Source organism: Sphingopyxis sp. (assembly GCF_019459305.1).
Lineage (GTDB): Bacteria > Pseudomonadota > Alphaproteobacteria > Sphingomonadales > Sphingomonadaceae > Sphingopyxis.
This window is the reverse complement of the sequence record NZ_JAIBES010000114.1, coordinates 1-21,362: the sequence shown is the minus strand read 5'-3', so window position 1 is coordinate 21,362 and position 21,362 is coordinate 1. Positions and strand designations below refer to the sequence as shown.

The following is a 21,362-nucleotide window of genomic DNA, read 5'->3' as shown; positions in this document are numbered from 1 at the left end:
ACGCCACACGCGCAAACCGCTGTCAGAGATAATTGACGGTGAGGATGAAGGTGCCGCTGTAATCGCCCGCGGGCTGGTTCGCCGGGACGGAGAGAGTGCCGCCGATATAATAGGTCTGCAAGCCGCTGGGGAACAGTGTTGCGTTTATCAGAGTGACGCCACCGCCACCCGTGCTTGCAGCGCGGGTTAGACTGGCGGTCATGTTGGCTGAGCCGCCCCCGGCGCGCGTCAGCGTCACCGACGTGCTGCCCGAAACGAAGATCAGGAAGATACCGCCCGTCCCCAGGAATTCGGCCCGGCGTGCGCTGCTGCCGACCAAGGTCACGCCGCCGCCCGACGTGCGCGCATTGGTCACCGGGTTTACTGTCACGGTGCCGCCGGTCGCACCGCTGATCAGCGACCCGAAATCGAGATCATCGGTCTTGATCAGCGTGTTGGGGCGAACAATTGCGGCATTGGCGGTGACATTGGTGTCGGCCGCATGGACCGGCGCGCATAGCATCGCGCTCGCCGTCGCGACCGCGATGGTCAGGGCGCGCAATGCGTCCCGACAGTCTCTGGTCCCTCGAATCCCCACAGATTCTGCTCCTGTCTGGCACATCTATGCCAACGGGGCGTGAGTTGAAGATGCATGGGCGTGGTAAAGCAGCTGTTTACGTCTGACCGAAGTCAGGCGCGATCGGTGGCTCGCCACCGCTTAGCTTTTGTCGGCCACTCCGCCGATCAGAATGAAACGCCGGTCGCAATAGCCGCAATCGACGAACCCCGCGTCGGGGTCGATTTCCAGCCACACGCGCGGGTGGCCGAGCGCGGCATCGGCAAGGCCGTCGCCGGTGCCGTCGCAGGCGATGCGGGTTTTGGGGGTGCGGATGGTTTCGGGCGCAGGCTGGGTCATCGACCGCGCCCATAGCAAGCGCGCGGGGCGGGAGCAATCCGGGTCTGCGCTGCTGGGTGAGCGGGTGGGGTCATGCGGCACCGGCAAGCATTCATATGAATACAGGTGGTCATCCGGTGCCGCTTCTTCCCCCCACAGAAGCTCTAGAGATAGTTGAGTGTGATCGTGAACGTGCCGCTGTAGTCGCCCGGGGCCTGGTTGGCACCAACCTCGAGCGTCGCGCCGACCGGGAAATTATAGTTGCCGAGCGGCGAAGTGATCCGGAAGCGTGTCGGCGATGTCGACAGCAGCGCGGTCGGGGTGCTGCCAATTTCAAAGGTGCGGGCGCGCATTCGCACTCCCGGCCCGGTTAGCCAGATCGTGTTCGACCCTAGCGAGATATTGACCTGACGGTTGAAGCTGCCGAGCCCGGCAAAGCGCGCCGGTTCGCCGCCGTTGCCAGCCAGCGTGACGCCGCCGGTGCGCGTGCGCGACCCATCGGGTTCCAGCGTCACCGTTCCTGCGGTGTTCGACGGGATGATGTCGCCAAAACTCAGGTCGTTGACCTTGAAGAAAGAGAGCGGGCGCAGCACTATGGCTTCGCTTTGCGCCTGCGCCGTTTGCTGGGCATGGGCCGGCGCTGCGATGGCCGGGGCCATCATCAGCGCGCAGGCGGCGATGCCGCGCAGCAGGGGCTGCGGGTTCTGGGTGTGTCTGGTCCTCACATCCCCGGTCCTATCGATGAATTTCCAACATAGCGTTAACGGGGTACTGGGCAAAAGGCGGCGCGGCGATGGGGGCTTTTACGCGCGCTGGCGCGCGGCTATGGCACGGGCCATGACAGAAGCCGCCATCCGCATCGACGCCGTCTCGAAAACCTATGCCGGCGGCAAGCAGGCGCTCGACAATGTCAGTTTTGACGTGCCGCGCGGCCAGATTTTCGGGCTGCTTGGGCCGAACGGCGCGGGCAAGTCGACGTTGATCAATATCCTCGCGGGGCTGGTCAACAAGACCGCCGGATCGGCGAGCATCTGGGGCTTCGACATCGACGCCGACCCGCGCAACGCCAAATATTCGATCGGGATCGTGCCGCAGGAAATTGTCTTCGATCCCTTTTTCACGCCCTATGAGACGCTGGAGAATCAGGCCGGGCTTTATGGGGTCCCGAAAGCAAAGCGCATTTCGGACGACCTGCTTGCTGCGGTGCATCTGTCGGACAAGCGCGATGCCTATGCGCGCACGCTGTCGGGGGGCATGAAGCGCCGCCTGCTCGTCGCGAAGGCGATGGTTCATTCGCCGCCGATCATCGTCCTCGACGAGCCGACCGCCGGGGTCGACATCGAACTGCGCCAGCAGCTCTGGTCCTATGTCCAGTCGCTCAACGATCGCGGCGTCACCGTGGTGCTGACGACGCATTATCTCGAAGAAGCCGAGGAGCTGTGCGACCGGATCGCGATCATCAACCATGGCAAGCTGATCGCGAACAAGCCGACACGCGAGCTGGTCGATATGGCGCGTGAGAAGATCGTCGTCGTGACGCTGGACCAAGACATCACCGACCTGCCGACCCACCCCGCCTTCGACAAGATCGAGCGCGAGGGGACGCGCGGCCTCGCGATCAGCTACAACAAGGACCGGATGAATGCTGGCGAAGTGCTCGCTGCGGTAAACGCGATGGGCCACGGCATCGTCGACGTGTCGACGCGCGAGGCCGATCTGGAAGACGTGTTCCTCAATTTGACGCGTAGCGCCGCCTGACCGCTCAGCGCCGCGTCAGGCGCGCTGCGACCCCGAAATGGTCGGACGGATATTCGCCGTTCACCGCCTGATCGCCGATGAGCCGTGCGGCGGTGGCCGCAAAGGCGGCGGGTTCGGCGAAGATATGGTCGATCACCCGCGGTTGGTGGCCGCGGACTGGGTTAAGCGTCGTCGGCGCCGCCCCCTGCGGCAGCGCCGATACAAAGCGCGACGGCCCCATCGCGCGCAGCGCCGGATCGTCGAGCGGTGCGTTGAAATCGCCCGTCACAACCAGCGGCACCCTGTCGGTCGGCAACCAGGCGAGCAGGTCGGCGAGCTGCTCGGCGCGCACCGCGCCTGCGTCGGCATGCCAAGCGAGATGGGTGCCGACGATGTCGACCGGTCCAGCTGCCGTCCGCACGCGCACGCGGATCGCGGTGCGCGAATCGGACAAGGGGGCGAGCTTGCGGCGCGCCACGTCGATCACTGGCAGGCGGGTGAGGATCGCATTGCCATAGCGTTTTGGTGCGCCCTCGGGCTCCACCGCGACGAAATGGACGTGGCGATAGCCGCGCGCGCGGGCAACCGTATCGGCCTGGTTAGGTAGCCCCTTGCGCTGATCTTCCAGCACTTCCTGCAAGACGACGACATCGGCGTCAGCTTCGCGCAGCGCCGCAGTGAGCAGCGCGAGCCGCGCCGGCCACGGTGCGGCATCGTGCCAGATGTTGAATGTAACGACGCTCAGGTCGTCCGCCGCCCGCCGCCCGCCGGTCGCGCAGCCGACAAGTGGCAGCGCCGCAATCGCGGCGATCAGGCTCCGCCGCCCAAGCCCGGCTTTATTCCTGACGACAATTCCCCTTGGCGGCGACCATCGATCCCCCCTGTCACGCGGCGCCATGCTGTGCAACAGAGGCGCCATGAGTGAATATGATGTCATCATTGTCGGGTCCGGCGCCGCCGGGCTGACCGCAGCGATCGCGCTGGCCGACCATTGCAAAGTGTTGGTGCTGGCCAAAGGCGAGCTGACCGGCGGATCGACCGCCTGGGCGCAGGGCGGGATCGCCGCGGTGCTCGACGCGGGCGACACCTTCGAAAATCATATCGACGACACGATGGTCGCGGGCGCCGGGCTCAACCGGCGCGAGACGGTCGAGTTTGTCGTCGAGAATGCGCCCGCCTCGATCGAGCGGCTGGTCGAAATGGGAGTCCCGTTCAACAAGGATGCCGAGGCGCTGCACCTGACGCGCGAGGGCGGGCATTCGCACCGCCGCATCGTCCATGTCGACGACGCGACCGGCTGGGCGGTGCAGGCGGCGCTGCTCAAGACCGCCGATGCGCATCCGAACATCACCCTGTTGCCGGGGCAGGCGTGCGTCGACCTGATCACCGGGCGGCACGAGGAGCGCTATTCAGGCTCGGGCCGCGTGTGGGGCGTCTATGCGCTCGACGAAAAAACCGGGAAGGTCCACGCGCATGTCGGCCGCGCGACGATCCTGGCGAGCGGCGGCGCGGGGCGCGTCTATCAGTTTTCGACTGCCCCCAGAGGCGCGACCGGCGACGGCATCGCCATGGCGTGGCGCGCGGGTTGCCGCGTGTCGAACATGGAAATGATGCAGTTCCACCCGACCTGCCTGTTCAACCTCGACGTCAAGAATTTCCTGATCACCGAGGCGGTGCGCGGCGAAGGCGGCATTTTGAAGCATCCCGAGACCGGGCATCGCTATATGCCCGACTATGACGCGCGCGCCGAACTCGCGCCGCGCGACGTGGTGGCGCGCGCCAACGATGATCAGATCAAGCGCTCGGGGCTCGATTATGTCCATCTCGATATCAGCCACCTCGACCCCGATTTTGTCGCGGGGCACTTCCCGAACATCTATGAAAAGCTGCTCACGCTCGGCATCGACATGACCCGGCAGCCGATCCCGGTGGTTCCCGCGCAGCATTATACCTGCGGCGGCATATTGATCGACCTCGCCGGGCGCACCGACCTGCCGGGGCTATATGCCGCGGGCGAGTGCACCGAAAGCGGACTGCACGGCGCCAACCGCCTCGCGTCGAACAGCCTGCTCGAATGTTTCGTGTTCGGTGAAGCGGCGGCAAAGGACATCATCGCGCGCTGGGACCAGCTCGAACCGCCCCCGGCGATCCGCCCGTGGGACGAAAGCCGCGTCACCGACTCCGACGAAGAGGTAATCATCAAGCAGAACTGGACCGAAATCCGCCGCTTCATGTGGAATTACGTCGGCATCGTGCGGACGACCAAAAGGCTGGAACGCGCCCAGCACCGGATCAACATGATGACGGGCGAGGTCGAGGACTATTACGGCCACTTCCGCGTCACCACCGACCTGATCGAACTGCGCAACCTGCTGCAATGCGCCGACCTGATCGTGAAAAGCGCGCTCCACCGCAAGGAAAGCCGCGGGCTGCACTATACGCTCGATTATCCCGAGATGTTGCCGCAGGCGGTCGATACGGTGCTGGTGCCGTGAAACTGAAGCTTTAAGCATTGGCTCGTAACGAGGAACCGAGAGATTCTCTCGCGCTTCAACAAGCCTTGCGGGGCTTCTCATCGCGAATTTGGAACCTGCCTCGGACAAGTCATTGCCTCCGCAGCAGCGGCTGGCACATTGAGAAGCGGAAATTCTATCCGACAAGCTTATCGAGAATTGGACGCGGTGCTTGAACACTCAATTGATGATTGTTTGACGCTCGCATCGAGGAAGACGCAACCCGCCAGCAGAAAGCGCAGGTGGCTTCTGGAACAGCTAAAAGTTCAAGTTCGACACCATGGAAAGCATATAAACGACCGGAACAGACGAAGTGCTTTGGGCGGTTTGATAGCCGCAGGGAACAGCGCGGCGGCGGCAGTAGGGCTGCTCGGCGAGTCTTTGGCAATCGCTGTCGATAGGGTGGACAGTTACCCTGATGGGTTGACGGCGCCGGATGACATTTCTTGGCCAGAGCGTCATCCGATGCTTGCGGGTTTGGCACTCGCAACGGTGACGGCAATTGCTGCAGAAGCATGGGCTGTTGTAGATTTTATCCCTTAGCGTTAGCCGCCCACGCCCAATAACCGTCCGACCAAAATCAAAACAATCGCGCCAATCACCGACGCCAGACAGCCCGCGCGGTGAAAGTCGCCGCGGCCGCGTGAGGTCGCCAGCCCCGCGAGCAGCGAGCCGCCGATGCCGAGCAGGATCGTCGCAATCCACCCCATCTGCACCGCCCCGGGATAAAAGAAGCGCGCCAGCGCGCCGATGATCAGGCCCGAAATGATCGCGCCGACGATATTGATCATGTGCCAAATCCTTCATGCAAAAACCGCTCGGCCAGCGCCGCATGCAGCGCCGCGCCGCGCGCCATCACCTTTTCGTCGAGCACCATATGGTTCGAATGGAGCCCGCAACAGGCGCGCCAGTCGCTGCCCTCCGCGCTCGCGCCGAGCCAGAACATCGCGCCGGGAGCTTTTTCGAGGACGTAGGAGAAATCTTCGGCGCCCATCACCGGATGGTCCATCGTCAGCCACGCCGCCTCGCCGAACGTCGCCTCGACAACCGACTGGCCAAAGGCGACCGCGCGGCTGTCGCAGATGGTGACGGGGAAGCCCTCGTCGATCTGGACCTCGGCGGTGCAGCCATGCGCCTCGGCGATCGCGGGCGCGAGTCGCTTCAGTTCACGCGCGACCATCGCGCGGCGTTCGGGCGACAGAGTGCGGATCGTGCCGAGCAGCTCGGCGGTTTCGGGAATGATATTGTTCGTCGTCCCCGCAGCGATTTTGGCGATCGTCACCACCGCAGGATCGAACACCGACACGCGCCGCGTCACCATCGTCTGGATCGCGGTAACGATCGCGCAGGCCACCGGGATCGGATCGACCGCATCGTGCGGCATCGACGCATGGCCGCCCGCGCCCTTGACGATGATCGACAGCACATCGGACGAGGCGAGCAGCGGCCCCGCGCGCGACGCGAAAATGCCGTGCGGCGCGTTGGGCATGATGTGGAGCGCGAAGGCGGCATCGGGCAGCGGATCGATGATCCCGTCGTCGAGCATGAAGCGCGCGCCATGATGCCCTTCCTCCCCCGGCTGGAACATGAACATCACCGTGCCGGGCAGCCGGTCACGCGCCGCACACAGCAGCTTCGCCGCGCCGACCAGCATCGCGACATGCGTATCGTGCCCGCACGCATGCATCGCGCCGCTGATCTCCGACGTGAAGTCGAGCCCGGTGTCCTCGACCAGCGGCAGCGCATCCATGTCGCCGCGCAGCAGCACGGTGCGCCCGTTGGCGGGACCGCGCAGGATCGCGACCAACCCGGTGGTCGACGGCCCCTCGCGAAATTCGAGCGGCAGCCCGGCGAGCGCATCCTTGATCTTCACGAGCGTCTTGGGGTTCTGCAATCCCAGCTCCGGCTCGCGGTGAATCGCGCGGCGCAGATCGACAAGGCCGTCGAGCAGCGTTTCGGCCTCGGCGGGCCAGCTAGGTAATGATGTGTCCATGCGGCGAGTGTGCCGCCAAGCCGGACTACTGTCGAGGGGTCTCGTCGGCAGCGCTTCCCTAACGCTTCCCCCCGAACAACTGTCGCCCAGCGAGGTCGAGCATGATTTCCTCGCTGCCGCCGCCGATCGCGTTGACGCGTACCTCGCGGTAGATGCGCTCGACCTTGCTCCCGGTGATATAGGACGCGCCGCCCAGCACCTGCGCGGCCTCGCGCGCGACCGCCTCGAGCATCCGTGTCGCCTGCACCTTCAGCATCGCGAAGTCGGCGGGGCGGTCCTTGCCGTGCTTGACCTGCCAGGCGCACAGGTCGACCCATGCCTGCGTGGCTTCGATCTGGCGTTCCATGTCGGCCAGCTTGATGCGGATCGACTGGTGGCCGACGAGCGGCTTGCCGAACGTCACGCGATTTTGCGCCCACTCGGCCGCCTCTGCCATCGCGACGCGCGCATAGGCGCAGCAGCCCATCGCCATGCCCAGCCGTTCGCTGTTGAAATTGCGCATGATGCCGATGAAGCCGCCATTTTCGGGGCCGATCAGACTGGATGCGGGGACGCGGACGTCGCTGAAGTGGATCGCTGCGGTATCGCTGCACCGCCAGCCCATCTTGTCGAGCCTTGTGCGTTCGACGCCAGCGCTGTCCATGTCGATAAGCAGCAACGAGATGCCCGCCGCGCCCGGCCCGCCGGTGCGCACCGCGCAGGTCAGCCAGTCGGCGCGCATGCCCGACGTGATGAACATCTTGCCACCGTTGACCACATAGTGATCGCCATTCCTGACTGCGGTCGTCTTGAGGTTCGCGACGTCGCTGCCGCCGCCCGCCTCGGTGATGCCGAGCGCTATGATCTTGTCGCCCGCGAGCACCGGCGGCGCGACGCGCTGTTTCAGCTCGTCGGAGCCGAGCGCGAGGATCGGCGGCAGCCCGATACCATGCGTCATCAGCGACGCACCCAGCCCTCCCGCGCCGACCGCGGCAAGTTCCTCGGTCAGCACCAGCCCGTGGAAATTGTCGAAGCCTTCGCTGTGTCCGCCATATTGTTCGGGGTAGCGCAGCCCGAGGATCCCCGCCTCGGCGGCCTTTTTGTGCAACTCGCGTGGCAGTTCGCCTTCGGCTTCCCAGCGGTCGATATGCGGCGCGATTTCGCGGCTGACAAAACGGCGGACGCTCTGTGTCAGCGCCTCATGGGTGTCGTCATAATAGGGCGAACGGGCGCGCCAGTCGTCGAATGCTGTCATGAGACGATGCTGCGCGCGGTTGACGTAAACGTCAAGATCGGTGCTCCGCAATGTAGCTGCAAGACGAATCTCTCGAGCAAAGACACAAAGACGGCGGCTCCGTCGCGCGAGCAAACTGCCATCTTTGTGTCTTTGTGTGAGATGAATATGTCGCGACCTGTGCCTCGCGTAGCTGTGTTGTGGGGTTGCGCCTTCCGTCCAAGCACTTAAGGTCGCGCTCCATGAACAAGTCACACCTGCTCGTCGGCCTCGCCGCTCTCGCCCTCATCACCACCCCCGCCGCGGCGCAGAAATCGCCCGAAGCGATTGCCGAAGCGGCGCTCCAGCGCGCCCCGGTGTTCGACGGGCATAATGACGTGCCGTGGGAACTTCGCGGGCAAGTCGGCAATGTGATCAACGACTTTGATTTCACCGACACGACCAAACCAAAGCCCGACGGAACGGTGATGCACACCGACATCCAGCGGCTGCGCAAGGGCCGCGTCGGGGCGCAGTTCTGGTCGGTCTATGTTCCGTCGAACACCAATGAGGCCCAATCGATCCAGCAGACGATCGAACAGATCGACGTCGCGAAGCGGCTGATCGCGCGTTACCCTGCCGACCTGTCGTTGGCGTATAACGCGGCCGAACTGCAAAGCCAGATGAAGGCGGGCAAGGTCGCCGGGATGCTGGGGATCGAGGGCGGCCAGTCGATCGGCTCGTCGCTCGCCGTGCTGCGCGAGATGTTCGGCATGGGGGTGCGCTATATGACGCTGACCCATGGCAAGAACGTCCCCTGGGCCGACAGCGCCACCGACGCGCCGAAGCACGATGGGCTCACCGATTTCGGGCGCCAGGTTGTGCAGGAAATGAACCGCCTCGGCATGATCGTCGACCTCAGTCACGTCAGCGAAGCGACGATGAAGGATGCGCTGGAGGCGACCAAGGCGCCGGTGATGTTCAGCCATTCGGGGGTGCGCGCGGTCAACGACCATCCGCGCAATGTGCCCGATTCGGTGCTGCCCGCGATCAAGGCCAACGGCGGCGTGATCATGGTGGTATTCTATGCCGCCTTCGTCGATCCCAATTTGCGCGAACATGGGCTGAAGCGGACGGCGGAACGGGCGCGCCTCGATGCGCAGTATCTGGGCAATCCGGCGGGCGCCGCCGCGGCGCTGAAGGCATGGGACGCCGCCAACCCGCCGCCGTCGACCCCGCTCGGGCTCGCCGCCGACCATATCGACCATATCAAAAAGACGATCGGCGTCGATCATATCGGGATCGGCGGCGACTATGACGGCATGGACGCCACACCGGTCGGGCTCGAGGATGTGACAGGCTATCCGGCGCTGTTCACCGAATTGGCGCGGCGCGGCTATACGCAGGCCGAGCTGGAGAAGATTTCGAGCGGCAACATGCTGCGGGTGCTGAAGGCGGCGGAAGCTTATTCGGTAAGCCAGAAGGGGCAGCCGCCGATCGAGACGCCGGTCGCTAAATAAAGAACTTCGTCATTGCGGGGAGCCGAAGGCGACGCGGCAATCCAGAGCGCGCGTAAACCCGCGCTGGATTGCTTCGCTTCGCGCGCAATGACGGATCAGGTTTTGCGTACCCCGAACGGCCAATCCACCGCCCCGCTCGCCCATAGCGCCCACCAGATGATCACCGGCTGCAGCACAAGCCGCGGGCCATGGTACCACCAGCTGAGCGCCTCGCCGCCGATCGCGATATTGGCGAACGCATGGTGGATATTCGCGGGCCACACGCCCAGCGCATAAAGCGCGAGCCCCCACCCCGCCGCTTTGCGCGTGGCAGGGATCATCAGGCCGATCGCGCCCAAAATCTCGGCCACCCCGGTGACGGTGACGACCAGCTCGGGTTGCGGCACCCATGGCGGGGTGATCGCGAGAAACGGTCCCGGCCGCACGATGTGGAGACAGCCCGCATAACCATAAGCGAGCGCCAGCAGCCAGCGCAGCGCCGAGCGGATCGGCTGCTTCAACGCTCGATCGCCTCCAGCATCGCCTCGACGCTGACGAACTTCTCACGCGGATTGCCGTCGAGCGCCGCGGCGACCTCGGCCGCTTCGATCCGGCGCCAGTCGGCGAAGGTCACCGGCGTGACCCCGCGGCTCGCCAGCAAAGTGTCGAGCCCCGGCCGCCCCGCCTTGCCCGCCCCGCGCCCGACGTCCTCCAGCACCATCTCGGCGATCCTCGCGCCATCGGGCTTGTTGGTACCGATCGTCCCCGACGGCCCTCGCCGCGCCCAGCCGACGCAATAGAGGCCAGGCAATATCCGCCCGTCGTCGTTGGCGAACCGCCCGCGGCCATGTTCATAGGGGACGCCGGGGATCGGCGGCGTCTGGTAGCCGATGCAGCTGATCACCAGCCCCGCATCGATCGCATAGGTTTCGCCAGTGCCATGGCTGCGCAGCTCGGCATCGAGCGTCGTGCGTTCGACGATGATCCGTTCGGCATGTCCATCCCCCTCGATCGCGACGGGCATCGCGAAAAAGTCGAAATCGATCGTCACCGGCTTGGCGACCGGGTTGGCGGCGAAGCTGCGCAAATGCGTCACCGACTTGCGCATCCCGGGTTCGAGCAGCGCATCGTCGCCCTCGGGCGGCAGGTCGGCAGGGTCGACGCGCGGGCTGGCGCGCTCGAGATGGCCAAGCTCGCCGAGCTCCTTGGGCGTCATCGCGATCTGGTGCGGCCCGCGGCGGCCCAGGATGTGGACATGCCGCACCGCGCTCGCCGCGAGCTGATCGCGCGCGTGCGCGACGATGTCGCTGCCGCCAAATTCTTGCGGAGTCTTGGCCAGGATGCGCGCGACGTCCAGCGCGACATTGCCATTGCCGATCACCGCGACCCCGGCGGCGCCCAGCGGCGGGTTCAGGTCGGCGAAATCGGGATGGCCATTGTACCAGCCGACAAAGGCGGCGCTGCCGATCACCCCGGGCAGGTCGGCGCCGGGAATATCCAGCGGCCGGTCGTTCGGTGCCCCGGTCGCCAGCACCACCGCGTCGTATAATTCGACCAGCTCGCCGATCGACACATCGGTGCCGACCGACACATGGCCGACAAAGCGGACATTGTCGGCCAACGCAGTCCCCTCATAGCGCCGCGATACCGCCTTGATCGATTGATGATCGGGCGCGACCCCGGTGCGGATCAAGCCATAAGGGACGGGCAGGCGGTCGATGACATCGACCGCAATATCATCGGCTTTCTGAAGTGTTTCGGCGGTGTAATAGCCCGCGGGGCCGGACCCGACGATCGCGACGTGACGCATCAACCCACTCCTCCGGGTGCCCGCGCGGGCGCGCGGCCCCTTGTCTGTTATCGGACGATGCTAGCGGCGAAATGCAGCAGGGCAAGCGACCTTGTGCGGGCAGGCAGAGCAGCCTTGACAGCGCGGCCCCGCAATCATATTGCGCCCGCCTCACGATTGCCCTGTCGTCTAATGGTAAGACTGCGGTTTCTGATACCGCCTATCGAGGTTCGAATCCTCGCGGGGCATCCACTACCCGTTCTTAATGCACTGAAAAAAGCAATTTTCTGAATTTGTGGCCGGGTCTCCCGCCATATTTTTGAGCCGTTGGCGTTTTCAGAGACCTCATTTTTTTGGGGCTCCCGACAGACCCGAATTGCGCTGCGCCTGAGGGGCCGGGTTCGAGACTGTGCTCGGTCGCCGTCATCCTATCAGGCCTTTCGACAACCAAGGGCCGTGGCGGCAAAATAGGACGGCTCAGCCCTTTCCTACAAAATCCCGGGCTGTCATCCCCGCCGGATGAACTGCGAACCAGATTGGAAAGATCGCGCTGAGGCGGTCAATTACTGGCTACTGACCGTCGTCGTCGCTGGCGCCTTCATTGCGGGGCTGATTTCTGCCGAACCTTATCTCGTTGGCTGAGCAGTGGGTTTGCAAACGACAAAACGCCATCGAGAACCCAGCCAGCATGTTGCTGAAACCGCCAGTATATGGCGGAGCCACACCGCCATAGCAGTGAATTTCGTCTAGCTTGCCGCTTCAATGCACTGGTCAGCGAAGATCAATTTCGAGCAACGCGACCGTCGCGTCCCCTTCATAATCTGAAGACCGAAATCCGAGTGCGCGCTCGACCTCAATCGCATCGCTGTTGGCTCGGCTCTCGATACAGCGCAGGCGCCGAATACCTCGTTCGCGAGCCAGTTCAACTGCGTGATGCAGGAGGCTCCAGCCGACGCCGCGCCCTTTGTAAGCCGACGCCACCGAAACCGCGACCTCGGCCACGTCGAACGCCTCATCCGCGGCGATCAGGAGGCTCGCGACAAGCTCCCCGTTGTCCGGGCGAAACGCCAGCAGATGTTCGCGATGTCTATGATCGACTGTCACCATCGCCGTAAGCTGCGCGGTCGAAAGATGCGCCTGGGCGCTGAGAAAGCGAAACCGCATATCGTCCGGGGATAGCGAATCGTAGAAGCGGGTGAGCAATCCGGCGTCTTCCTCGGAGACCGCCCGCAGGGTGAGTGCGACACCGTCGTGGGTAACGATATTTGTTTTGCCCGCCTCGGACAGCGTGATGTCGAGAGATTGAGTCATGTCATGGATCCTTCTTTGATGCAGGATTGTGGACGTCGGACCGACGTAGCGAGAGCGTACCTGCGATCCGGCGCCGCGCTCTTTCCGGGTCCGCGAACTCCGAGCTGCCCCGTAGAGGAGCGACATTTGGCAAGAGCCCGGTTGGCGCCATCAGACCATGCATCGAGGTTGCAGGGGGCGTCTTCATCGCCATCGTCGAACTCCTTCGACACCGCAGCCTAGTGCGCATCGACAATCGCGCATTGCGTAATCTTACGGAGGATATGGGAGCCCGGCATGAGATGAGCCCAGCCAACCCGTTTCGCGGATATTAGGTCAAGGTCGTCTGGTTGTCGGGCCCACGCGCATGGGCAAGAAAAAAGGTTACGCCCAGGACAAGCAGGTCGGCTGCAAGCAATTTGATTGCCGGTGCTATGAGCGCGAAGGGCCAGGCGAAGCCGATCGCCATGGCCACCGACAGCGTCATGAGTCCGGAGAGAAAATAGCATATGCGGCAGTTCTGCTCCTCCCCCAGGGCGAAGGAGACCCGTGCGAGACCCGCCGCAGCGAGGGAAACAGCAAGCGCGGCGGCCATTCCTCCCTTCCCGAGGAGAGGATCGGCGATGAGAAAAGCCGCGCCGACGATATAGGCCAGGCCGGCTATACGCCAGGCAAGCCGCCCCATGCGGTGTGAAGTCGACTGAGCCTGGCGCATCTGGATCAGGGCCGCCACTCCCATCAGCGCAACCAACCACAGGATCGCTGCAATGGTGGCCAAAAAGGGCCGCGGCGTGAACTGAAGGACCAGGAGTATCGCGCCGGCGCCGATACCAAGCAGTAGCGCCCAGACCATATTGCGGTCCAACGTCGTCGATTCCCGTCCGGTCCCTCCCGTCATGGTCATCGCGTAATCCTCGTTTCTAGCGGGTAGCGATGTCCATAACGCCCTTTCGATCGGGGCGCCGTTGGGGAAACTACGGATGCCTGCCGTGGCGATGAGAGACTATCACGCTATAGCCTCGGCATACCGCCCGGTCCTTCAACGCGAGATTGTATATGAAAGCGCTTGTCTATCACGGCCCGGGCGCGAAATCGCTCGATGACGTCGTAAAACCCGCGATCATCGAACCAGGCGATGCGCTTGTTCGCGTTACACACACAACAATCTGCGGAACCGATCTGCATATTCTGAAGGGCGACGTGGCAAGCTGCCCGCCCGGCCGCACGCTTGGACATGAGGGCGTCGGCGTCGTCGAGCAGATCGGATCGGCGGTATCTTCCTTCAGGATCGGCGATCATGTCCTGATTTCATGCATCACGTCTTGCGGTCGATGCGAGAATTGCCGTCGCGGCATGTACTCGCACTGCGCATCGGGGGGCTGGATGCTCGGCAACACCATAAACGGCACCCAGGCCGAATATGTTCGCATTCCTCACGCCGACACCAGCCTTTACCCGATACCGGTAGGCGCCGACGAGGAGGCGCTTGTGATGCTCAGCGACATCCTTCCGACCGGCTTCGAATGCGGGGTGCTCAACGGAAAGATTGCGCCAGGTGGCACCGTGGCGATCGTCGGCGCAGGACCAATCGGTCTCGCCTGTCTGCTCACGGCGCAATTCTACTCGCCGGGCGCGATCTACATGGTCGATATCGACGACAAGCGGCTTGCCGTGGCGCGCCGTTTTGGCGCGACGCATCTTATCAACAGCGCCACGACCGACGCCGCTGCTGCGATTGCAGAGCTGACGGGAGGAAGGGGTGTCGATACCTCGGTCGAGGCCGTCGGCATTCCCGCGACCTTCGAACTGTGTCAGGATCTTGTTGCTGCTGGCGGCGTCATCGCCAATATCGGCGTACATGGGGTCAAGGCGGAATTGCACCTCGAGCGGCTCTGGTCGCACAATATCACGATAACAACGCGCCTTGTCGACACGGTCAGCACTGCGATGCTGTTGAAGACAGTGGCGGCCGCAAAGCTCGATCCTGCGCCGCTGATCACGCACCGCTTTTCGCTCGCCGAAGCCCTGACGGCCTATGACGTCTTCGCGCGCGCTGGGGAAACCGGGGCGCTCAAGATCATTATCACGCCATGACGCGCCGCCGACGCGAGACCGTTCGGCAATGACGGCGCGGATGAAGGAACTCGCGCGTGAGATCGTCCGCCTCCAGACGGAACTCGACCGCGAGATCGAGCGGCGACGTGGCGAGCTCGGCTGGTCCCTCAAGGAGCGACTGGTCCATTTCGAGCAAGGCCTCGTGACCCAGCAGCGGCAGTTCCGCGTCGGCGTGCTCCGGTTGATGAAACGCGCGCCGCTTGCAACTATCGTCACGGCGCCGGTTGTCTATTCGATGATCGTACCGCTGGCGCTGCTCGATCTTTGGGCAAGCCTCTACCAGGCGATCTGCTTTCGGGCCTATCATATCCCGCGGGTGCGGCGCGCCGACTATATCGCGCTTGACCGAGGCCGCCTTGCCTATCTCAACTGGATCGAAGCGCTGAACTGCGCCTATTGTGGCTACGGTAACGGCGTTGTCGCCTATCTTCGCGAAATTTCGAGCCGCACGGAACAATTCTGGTGCCCGATCAAGCATGCGGTTCGGATTACGGACCCGCATCAGCGCTATTATGATTTTCTCGAATTCGGCGATGCCGAGGGCTATCGGACGCGCCTCGAACGCTTTCGGGCAGATTTGCGAGAAGAGGCGAAAGAAGAAGGCCCGAAAATAGCGAAGGCCGACCGAGGCTCCGGTCTCCCTAAACCACCCTGACGTTTCGGGGTGATCGATGGGCGCGCTGCTATTTGACGGTTTCGGCAATCGGTGTGAGTTCTGGCGGGCCCGGTGTTTTGATGTAGGCGCGCGCGGCGAGGGCGAGTCCGACCGCCTGTTCGCTGCCAGCGAGCGAGAAACGCAACCGGCTCGTTTCTCCGTCATCGCGGGAAATCGCAAAACTGACCAGATCCTGCTTGGCTATCAGCATCAAAAACCGCTTGTCGTGCGGCATCATCAGTAACAGCGTTTTGTCCGCTGGCTTGCAGGTCATCACGGCCCTGTAGCCACCGGTGCCCGCGGCGATTTCGACGATATAATCCCGGCCCTCGGTGCAGGAGGTGCGGCTTTCGATGTAGAAATAGCATTCGGGGCCGCAAACGAGACCGAAAGCAGTTTCTTGATCGTCGGTCGTGAGCGCGAGCGACATCGTGTCGTCCGCCATCACGATCCAGTTGCCATAGGCTCCCGTCAAATTTTGCGCCACGGCAAAGCTCGGCGACCATGCCAGGGAAAGCAGGCCGGCGAGCGCCGCTCGTGCCAAAATGGAAGTGGATTGAACCCGGCCGGATCGCATGGAACCACCAATCACGAAAGTCAGAGTAACCAGCAGCGAAAGAATCTGCGGGACGGTGAGGACCAGGTTCGGCCAGTCGGCGACAGCGACGGCGGGGTGTTCACGCGGAACCGGGAGCGATGTCTCCATCGCTCCCGGCCCTTTTGTCACCTTGGCCGAAACCCCGGCGACATCTGTGGTCTAGCAGGGGCTTTTGGGGGACAGAATACGCAATGATCCGTAGGTATCCGCGCGCGGTCGGTCCCTATCGCCCTGCGCGACCGCGCGCGGTCATCTCGTTCAGCCAATCGTCGCGAATATCGTGATTGCCTTCGACATTGCCGATGATACTGCGGCGCACGGGCGTTATGCCGACAAATTTCAAGATGTTGCGTTCGAGGCTCTTGAGACTGTGCGCGCCGTAGAAGATCCGATAAACAAGTGCCGGCATACCCATCGTCACCACGATATGGGCGGTGCGGCCTTTCAGCTTTTTTTCGGGCAAGCGACCTTCGCGATACCGAAATGCGAACCCAGGCCGCAGGATCTGTTCGAAAAAAGCCTTGAGCAGGGCGGGAAGATCGCCCAGCCAAAGTGGGTAGAGCAGAACGATATGCTCGGCCCACAGGATATCTTGCTGGCCAGCGGCAATGGCCGCTGGCGGATCGCCCTGTTCCCATTCGCGGCGCGAGGCGAGCGGAGTGAGTTCCATAGTTGCGATATCGAGCCGACGCACATTGTGGCCACCGGAGGCGGCTCCCTCGGCATAACGGTCGGCGAGCGTGTGAACGAAGTGGCTGCGGTCGGAATCCGGGTGACCGTCGATGATGAGGATGCGTTTCTCCTTCATGAGGCGACCATTTCCGTTGTTGGTTCGAAGGTCCGGCGCAAAATGCGCAAGGTGGGGTCGTCGGGGTCGGTGTGACACGTGAATCCCATTTCCCGTTCCATCCGAAGCGCAGCGTCATGGTCGGCGAATTCGAGCGCTTCAACCGTCCCGATGCGTTCCGCGTCGGCGTAGCGCAGGACATGTTCGAAGAGACTCCAGCTGATGCCGCGACCTTTCATGTCGGCGCGGGTGACGAGAGCAACCTCGGCGCGCGTGCGATCAGGATCGGCCGCGAGCATTGCTGCAGCGATCAGCGGCCCGTCGCCCGGCTCAAAAGCGAGAAAGCTGATCGTCCGGCGATAATCGACACGAACCATGGCCGCGAGGCGCTCATGATCGACGCGGTTCATCCCGCTGAGAAAGCGGAAGCGAAGATCCTCGGGAGATACGCGCGTGAAAAACTGGGCCAGTTGCGGTTCGTCGTCTGAGCGGACGGGCCGGACGTGGAAGGCAAAACCGCTTCGGGTCACCAGATTCGTGCTCCACGCCAGCGGGGGCGGCCGGATCGCGAGCGGGGCCGTCGCCAACGGGGCTTCCGTCAGCACAATGCGGGCGTCGAGCGCGACGACGCCGTCAGGGTCGGCGAGCAGCGGATTGATGTCGAGTTCGGCGATGTCGGGCAAGTCGACGACCATCGCCGACAAGCTGTCGATGGTAGCGGCGATGGCATCGAGCTTTGCGGCCGGCTCGTTGCGATACCCCGCCAGAAGTTTCGATATCCGGGTCGCGGCGATCATCGCATGGGCTTGGGCATTGTCGAGCGGCGGCAGCGCCAGCACCTTGTCGGCCAGAATCTCGACGGCGGTTCCGCCAGCGCCAAAGACGAGCAGGCGCCCGAAAACCGGGTCGGTAGCGATGCCAACGATCAGTTCGTGCGAGTGCGGCCGGTCGATCATCGTCGCGACGGCGTAGCCGAGGATGCGCGCTTCGGGCATTTTGCTCCGGATCCGGGTTTCCATGGCGCAGGCGGCTCCCGCGGCCGCTTTGCGGCTGGTCAGGCCAAGTGCCACCCCGCCGACATCCGACTTATGACTGATGTCGGGCGAGATCACCTTTACGGCATAGGGAGGGCGGAGGTTGCCAATGGCATCGTTCATCACTTCTGGCGAAGCGGCAAAGCAGGTAGGCGCGACCGCTATTCCGTAGGCGGCAAGCACGTCCTTCGCCTCGATTTCTGTCAGCAGCCTTCTGTGTGCGCGGCGCACGTCGGCCAGGATGGCCTTTGCCTTACCGATGTCGGCGCCCGTTTCGCGCTGCCGGGCGGGTGCGTCATGCAGCATCGATCGTGCGCGCGTGGCATCGAGAAGATAGCCGAAGCCGCGCACCGCCTCCTGCGGCGTGGCGAACAGAGGTATCGTTGCGTTCTTGAGTGTTGCGCGCGCGGCGGAGCGGTTGCTGTCGCCCAGCCAGCACCCGAGCACCGGCTTGGCGATCCCCTCAGCGCGTGCTGCTGCAACGGCGTCGGTCACTGCCGCGGCAAAGCTTTCGGCGGTTGCCATGGCCGTGGGGCAGTTCATCACAAGCAAGGCGTCGACGCCATCGTCGCGCAGCACCGGACCGATGGCATCATGAAAGCGCGAGGGTGGAGCGTCGCCGATAATATCGACGGGATCGGCCTGCGACCATCCGGTGGGAAGACATGTGTCGAGTTCGGCAATCGTCGCCGCCGACAACGAGGCGAGTTCAGCGCGCGTGCCGCGCAGCGCGTCCACCGCGAGAATCCCGGCGCCGCCACCATTGGTCACGATCGCCAGTCGGCCGCGCGGGCAATGACGATAGCAGGACAAAATCTCGGCGGCGTCGAACAGTTCGGACAGGGTATCGACAGTCACAATGCCTGCGCGATCGAAGGCGGCGCGATAAACTTCATAGGACCCCGCAAGCGCGCCGCTGTGCGACAGCGCTGCGGCGGCGGCCGCGGCGGAGCGACCTGCCTTGATCGCAATGACCGGCTTGTTCAGCGCGGCGGCCCGCGCCGCCGACATGAATTTGGCGGCATCGGTGATCCCCTCCAGATAGAGAAGAATGGCATCGGTCTGCGGATCGACCGCGAACAGATCGATGAGGTCTCCGACGTCAACATCGGCCATGTCGCCTGCCGATACCACTCCCGAAAAGCCGATGCCGCGAGCGTCGGCCCAGTCGAGGACGGCGGTCACCAACGCGCCACTCTGCGAAATGAGCGCAAGCCGCCCGGGTCGGGCCCTGGTGCGGGCAAATGTCGCATTGAGCCTGGCGTGCGGCGCCATGATCCCGAGACAATTTGGCCCGACAATGCGCAAGAGGTGCGGCCGCGCCGCATCGAGCATCGCTTGCCGAAGTCGCGGGTCGCGCGTGATCCCCGCGCTTAAGACGACCGCACACCGGGTGCCCAATTTTCCGAGATCGGCGATGATAGCGGGAACGGCGATGGCGGGAGCCACGACCACCGCCAGATCGGGAGGCGTTTGCAGCGCATCGAGAGATGCCACCCATTGCGTTCCCCGAACATCGACCGGATGCGGATTTACGACAGTGATCCGACCTGCAAATTCCTCTTCCAGAATATTGGTGAGCACCAGCGACCCCAGCGATCCGGGCCGCGCTGACCCGCCAACCAGGGCCAGACTGCCTGGGTGGAGCAGCGCTTGCAGATTTCGAACGGACATTGAAGATTGACCCTGGAGGCAGCAAAATGCGGCGGCCCTTGATGGCGCCAGGTCGGCGGTGATGGCTATGAGTAGAATCCCTAACGACCGGGGAGCTAGCCCGCCTTTCCTTTGTGACGCCATGACGGGTAAAAGAAATCACCGGCCCATCTGTGGCTGTGCTATGGCATCTGCCAACAGGCGTGCGGTCCAGAGCCAGAACGTCGGGGGAGTCGGCAGATGGCAAAATTGCACCGACCATTTGGGGTTCGGGTTGCTGCCGCCATGGCGATCGTCTGCGTGGCCGCACTCGCGCGTTATGCCCTCGACCCCTGGCTTGGCGGTCAGGCTCCGTTCCTGTTCTTCACACTTGCCATTCTCGGCGCCTCTTACGTCGCAGGGTCGCGGGCGGCCCTTGCGGCAATCATTCCGGCCCTTTGCTTCGGGCTCTGGTTTGCAAAACGGCAGGGCGAGCTAACGACCGATCTGGTCGAAGCCAGTGCCTTTTTGCTGGTCGCGCTCGGAATCATTCTCCTGAGCCGGGGCTTGCACAAGACGCGCGTCCGCATGGCGCTCACAGAGAGCCGCGCCACGCGAAAAGCCGCCGAAACGGCCGTCATTGCCCAAGAGCTCAACCTGTTGATCGATGGCGCCCAAGGCTATGCCATCTATCTGCTCGACGCCGAGGGCAAGGTTTCGATCTGGAATCATGGTGCGCATCGCCTGATCGGCTGGCCGAGCGATGAGGTCATGGGGCAGGATGCCGCAATCTTCTATCCCGCCGATGCCGTTGCTGCGGGCAAGCCTGCCGCTGATCTGGCCCACGCCGCGCGCGAGGGACGGTTTGCAACCGAGGACTGGCTGGTCCACAAGAATGGCTCAGAATTTCTGGCCGAAGTTTCGATTACGGCGCTGCGCAATCCGGACGACAGCCTCCGGGGGTTCGCCACGATCGTGTCCGACATCACGCGCCGACGTGCCGCCGAAGATGCGCTGCGATCTCAGGAGAGTCATCTGCGATCGATCCTGTCGACGGTTCCCGACGCCATGATCGTAATCGATGACCAGGGCATGATCTTGTCATTCAGCGCCGCTGCCGAGCGATTGTTCGGCTACACCGAAGCAGAATTGCGCGGCGCGAATGTGAGCATCTTGATGCCGTCGCCCGACCGCGAGCGGCACGATAACTATATCCGGCGCTATCTTGAAACCGGCGAAAAGCGCATCATCGGGATCGGGCGGGTGGTGTTTGCGCAGCGCAAGGACGGATCCACTTTTCCCATGGAGCTGTCGATCGGCGAAGCGACCGGCGAGGCTCATCCGCTTTTCACGGGCTTCATCCGCGATCTCACCGAGCGTCAGAAGACCGAAGAACGCCTCGAATCGCTGCAATCCGAACTCATCCATGTCTCGCGGGTCAGCGCGATGGGAACGATGGCCTCGACCCTCGCGCACGAAATTAATCAGCCGCTCACCGCGGTCGCCAATTATGTCGAGGCGATCCGCGACATGCTGGCAAAACCCGAGCCCGAAGACCTGCCGATGATCCGCGAGGCGCTCGACGACACCGCGAAAGAAGCGCTCCGCGCCGGGCATATCGTGCGCCGCCTGCGCGGCGTGGCGCCGCCAGAAG

General features: G+C 63.6%; 21 protein-coding genes and 1 tRNA gene. 8 read left to right on the top strand and 14 right to left on the bottom strand.

Annotated features, from left to right (window positions below; all coding sequences use genetic code 11):
• Positions 1 to 22: 22 nt before the first annotated feature.
• The 3 genes from K0M74_RS13605 to K0M74_RS13595 all read right to left on the bottom strand — a co-directional run bounded on the left by K0M74_RS13605 (position 23) and on the right by K0M74_RS13595 (position 1,599).
• The gene (locus K0M74_RS13605; RefSeq protein WP_293973362.1) at positions 23 to 541 is read right to left on the bottom strand and encodes a DUF4402 domain-containing protein; all 519 of its coding nucleotides are present in this window, start codon (positions 539 to 541) and stop codon (positions 23 to 25) included.
• Positions 542 to 697: 156 nt separating this feature from the next.
• The gene (locus K0M74_RS13600; RefSeq protein WP_293973359.1) at positions 698 to 895 is read right to left on the bottom strand and encodes a zinc-finger domain-containing protein; all 198 of its coding nucleotides are present in this window, start codon (positions 893 to 895) and stop codon (positions 698 to 700) included.
• A 143-nt stretch (positions 896 to 1,038) separates the two neighbouring features.
• Positions 1,039 to 1,599: a DUF4402 domain-containing protein gene (locus K0M74_RS13595; protein WP_293973356.1), complete on the bottom strand. Its 561-nt coding sequence runs from the start codon at positions 1,597 to 1,599 to the stop codon at positions 1,039 to 1,041.
• Positions 1,600 to 1,711: 112 nt separating this feature from the next.
• On the opposite strand from K0M74_RS13595, the gene K0M74_RS13590 reads away from it, so the two are divergent.
• Positions 1,712 to 2,632, top strand: coding sequence for an ABC transporter ATP-binding protein (locus K0M74_RS13590; RefSeq protein ID WP_293973353.1), 921 nt, complete (start codon positions 1,712 to 1,714; stop codon positions 2,630 to 2,632).
• Between the two features lie 4 nt (positions 2,633 to 2,636).
• Here K0M74_RS13590 and K0M74_RS13585 read toward each other — a convergent pair whose 3' ends face one another.
• Positions 2,637 to 3,530: an endonuclease/exonuclease/phosphatase family protein gene (locus tag K0M74_RS13585; protein WP_293973350.1), complete on the bottom strand. Its 894-nt coding sequence runs from the start codon at positions 3,528 to 3,530 to the stop codon at positions 2,637 to 2,639.
• On the opposite strand from K0M74_RS13585, the gene nadB reads away from it, so the two are divergent.
• On the top strand, positions 3,529 to 5,106 hold the full coding sequence (nadB, locus tag K0M74_RS13580; RefSeq protein ID WP_293973347.1) for an L-aspartate oxidase: 1,578 nt from the start codon (positions 3,529 to 3,531) through the stop codon (positions 5,104 to 5,106). The two genes, K0M74_RS13585 and nadB, sit on opposite strands and share 2 nt — an antisense overlap.
• Before the next feature lie 563 nt (positions 5,107 to 5,669).
• On the opposite strand, the gene K0M74_RS13575 is transcribed toward nadB, so the two are convergent.
• Genes K0M74_RS13575 through K0M74_RS13565 form a run of 3 tightly spaced genes read right to left on the bottom strand, consistent with a single transcriptional unit; the run spans position 5,670 to position 8,351 of the window.
• On the bottom strand, positions 5,670 to 5,915 hold the full coding sequence (locus K0M74_RS13575; protein WP_293973344.1) for a GlsB/YeaQ/YmgE family stress response membrane protein: 246 nt from the start codon (positions 5,913 to 5,915) through the stop codon (positions 5,670 to 5,672).
• Positions 5,912 to 7,117: a M20 family metallopeptidase gene (locus K0M74_RS13570; protein WP_293973341.1), complete on the bottom strand. Its 1,206-nt coding sequence runs from the start codon at positions 7,115 to 7,117 to the stop codon at positions 5,912 to 5,914. Before K0M74_RS13570 ends, K0M74_RS13575 begins: the two co-directional genes overlap by 4 nt.
• Positions 7,118 to 7,175: 58 nt before the next feature.
• The gene (locus K0M74_RS13565; RefSeq protein ID WP_293973338.1) at positions 7,176 to 8,351 is read right to left on the bottom strand and encodes an acyl-CoA dehydrogenase family protein; all 1,176 of its coding nucleotides are present in this window, start codon (positions 8,349 to 8,351) and stop codon (positions 7,176 to 7,178) included.
• 221 nt (positions 8,352 to 8,572) lie between these two features.
• Between K0M74_RS13565 and K0M74_RS13560 the strand changes: the two genes are divergently transcribed.
• Positions 8,573 to 9,829: a dipeptidase gene (locus K0M74_RS13560; RefSeq protein ID WP_293973335.1), complete on the top strand. Its 1,257-nt coding sequence runs from the start codon at positions 8,573 to 8,575 to the stop codon at positions 9,827 to 9,829.
• A 95-nt stretch (positions 9,830 to 9,924) separates the two neighbouring features.
• Here K0M74_RS13560 and K0M74_RS13555 read toward each other — a convergent pair whose 3' ends face one another.
• Together K0M74_RS13555 and K0M74_RS13550 are read right to left on the bottom strand one after the other, a co-directional pair.
• A complete protein-coding gene (locus K0M74_RS13555; RefSeq protein ID WP_293973332.1) occupies positions 9,925 to 10,329 on the bottom strand; it encodes a DoxX family protein in 405 nt (134 codons plus the stop codon).
• Positions 10,326 to 11,618: an FAD-dependent oxidoreductase gene (locus tag K0M74_RS13550; protein WP_293973329.1), complete on the bottom strand. Its 1,293-nt coding sequence runs from the start codon at positions 11,616 to 11,618 to the stop codon at positions 10,326 to 10,328. Before K0M74_RS13550 ends, K0M74_RS13555 begins: the two co-directional genes overlap by 4 nt.
• A 157-nt stretch (positions 11,619 to 11,775) precedes the next feature.
• On the opposite strand from K0M74_RS13550, the gene K0M74_RS13545 reads away from it, so the two are divergent.
• Both K0M74_RS13545 and K0M74_RS13540 read left to right on the top strand, forming a co-directional pair.
• Positions 11,776 to 11,849 (top strand) — tRNA-Gln (locus tag K0M74_RS13545).
• 267 nt (positions 11,850 to 12,116) lie between these two features.
• Positions 12,117 to 12,239: a hypothetical protein gene (locus K0M74_RS13540; RefSeq protein ID WP_293973326.1), complete on the top strand. Its 123-nt coding sequence runs from the start codon at positions 12,117 to 12,119 to the stop codon at positions 12,237 to 12,239.
• A 129-nt stretch (positions 12,240 to 12,368) separates the two neighbouring features.
• On the opposite strand, the gene K0M74_RS13535 is transcribed toward K0M74_RS13540, so the two are convergent.
• On the bottom strand, positions 12,369 to 12,908 hold the full coding sequence (locus K0M74_RS13535; RefSeq protein ID WP_293973323.1) for a GNAT family N-acetyltransferase: 540 nt from the start codon (positions 12,906 to 12,908) through the stop codon (positions 12,369 to 12,371).
• Between the two features lie 310 nt (positions 12,909 to 13,218).
• Positions 13,219 to 13,791: a hypothetical protein gene (locus tag K0M74_RS13530; protein WP_293973319.1), complete on the bottom strand. Its 573-nt coding sequence runs from the start codon at positions 13,789 to 13,791 to the stop codon at positions 13,219 to 13,221.
• Between the two features lie 152 nt (positions 13,792 to 13,943).
• On the opposite strand from K0M74_RS13530, the gene K0M74_RS13525 reads away from it, so the two are divergent.
• Positions 13,944 to 14,981, top strand: coding sequence for a zinc-dependent alcohol dehydrogenase family protein (locus K0M74_RS13525; protein ID WP_293973317.1), 1,038 nt, complete (start codon positions 13,944 to 13,946; stop codon positions 14,979 to 14,981).
• Positions 14,982 to 15,009: 28 nt separating this feature from the next.
• The gene (locus tag K0M74_RS13520; RefSeq protein ID WP_293973314.1) at positions 15,010 to 15,657 is read left to right on the top strand and encodes a hypothetical protein; all 648 of its coding nucleotides are present in this window, start codon (positions 15,010 to 15,012) and stop codon (positions 15,655 to 15,657) included.
• Positions 15,658 to 15,685: 28 nt separating this feature from the next.
• On the opposite strand, the gene K0M74_RS13515 is transcribed toward K0M74_RS13520, so the two are convergent.
• The 3 genes from K0M74_RS13515 to K0M74_RS13505 all read right to left on the bottom strand — a co-directional run bounded on the left by K0M74_RS13515 (position 15,686) and on the right by K0M74_RS13505 (position 19,750).
• Positions 15,686 to 16,363, bottom strand: coding sequence for a hypothetical protein (locus K0M74_RS13515; RefSeq protein WP_293973311.1), 678 nt, complete (start codon positions 16,361 to 16,363; stop codon positions 15,686 to 15,688).
• A 115-nt stretch (positions 16,364 to 16,478) separates the two neighbouring features.
• Positions 16,479 to 17,063, bottom strand: coding sequence for an NAD(P)H-dependent oxidoreductase (locus tag K0M74_RS13510; RefSeq protein WP_293973308.1), 585 nt, complete (start codon positions 17,061 to 17,063; stop codon positions 16,479 to 16,481).
• The gene (locus tag K0M74_RS13505; RefSeq protein WP_293973305.1) at positions 17,060 to 19,750 is read right to left on the bottom strand and encodes a bifunctional acetate--CoA ligase family protein/GNAT family N-acetyltransferase; all 2,691 of its coding nucleotides are present in this window, start codon (positions 19,748 to 19,750) and stop codon (positions 17,060 to 17,062) included. Before K0M74_RS13505 ends, K0M74_RS13510 begins: the two co-directional genes overlap by 4 nt.
• A 546-nt stretch (positions 19,751 to 20,296) precedes the next feature.
• Between K0M74_RS13505 and K0M74_RS13500 the strand changes: the two genes are divergently transcribed.
• A partial coding sequence (locus K0M74_RS13500; protein WP_293973396.1) for a PAS domain-containing protein occupies positions 20,297 to 21,362 on the top strand: 1,066 nt, incomplete at its 3' end.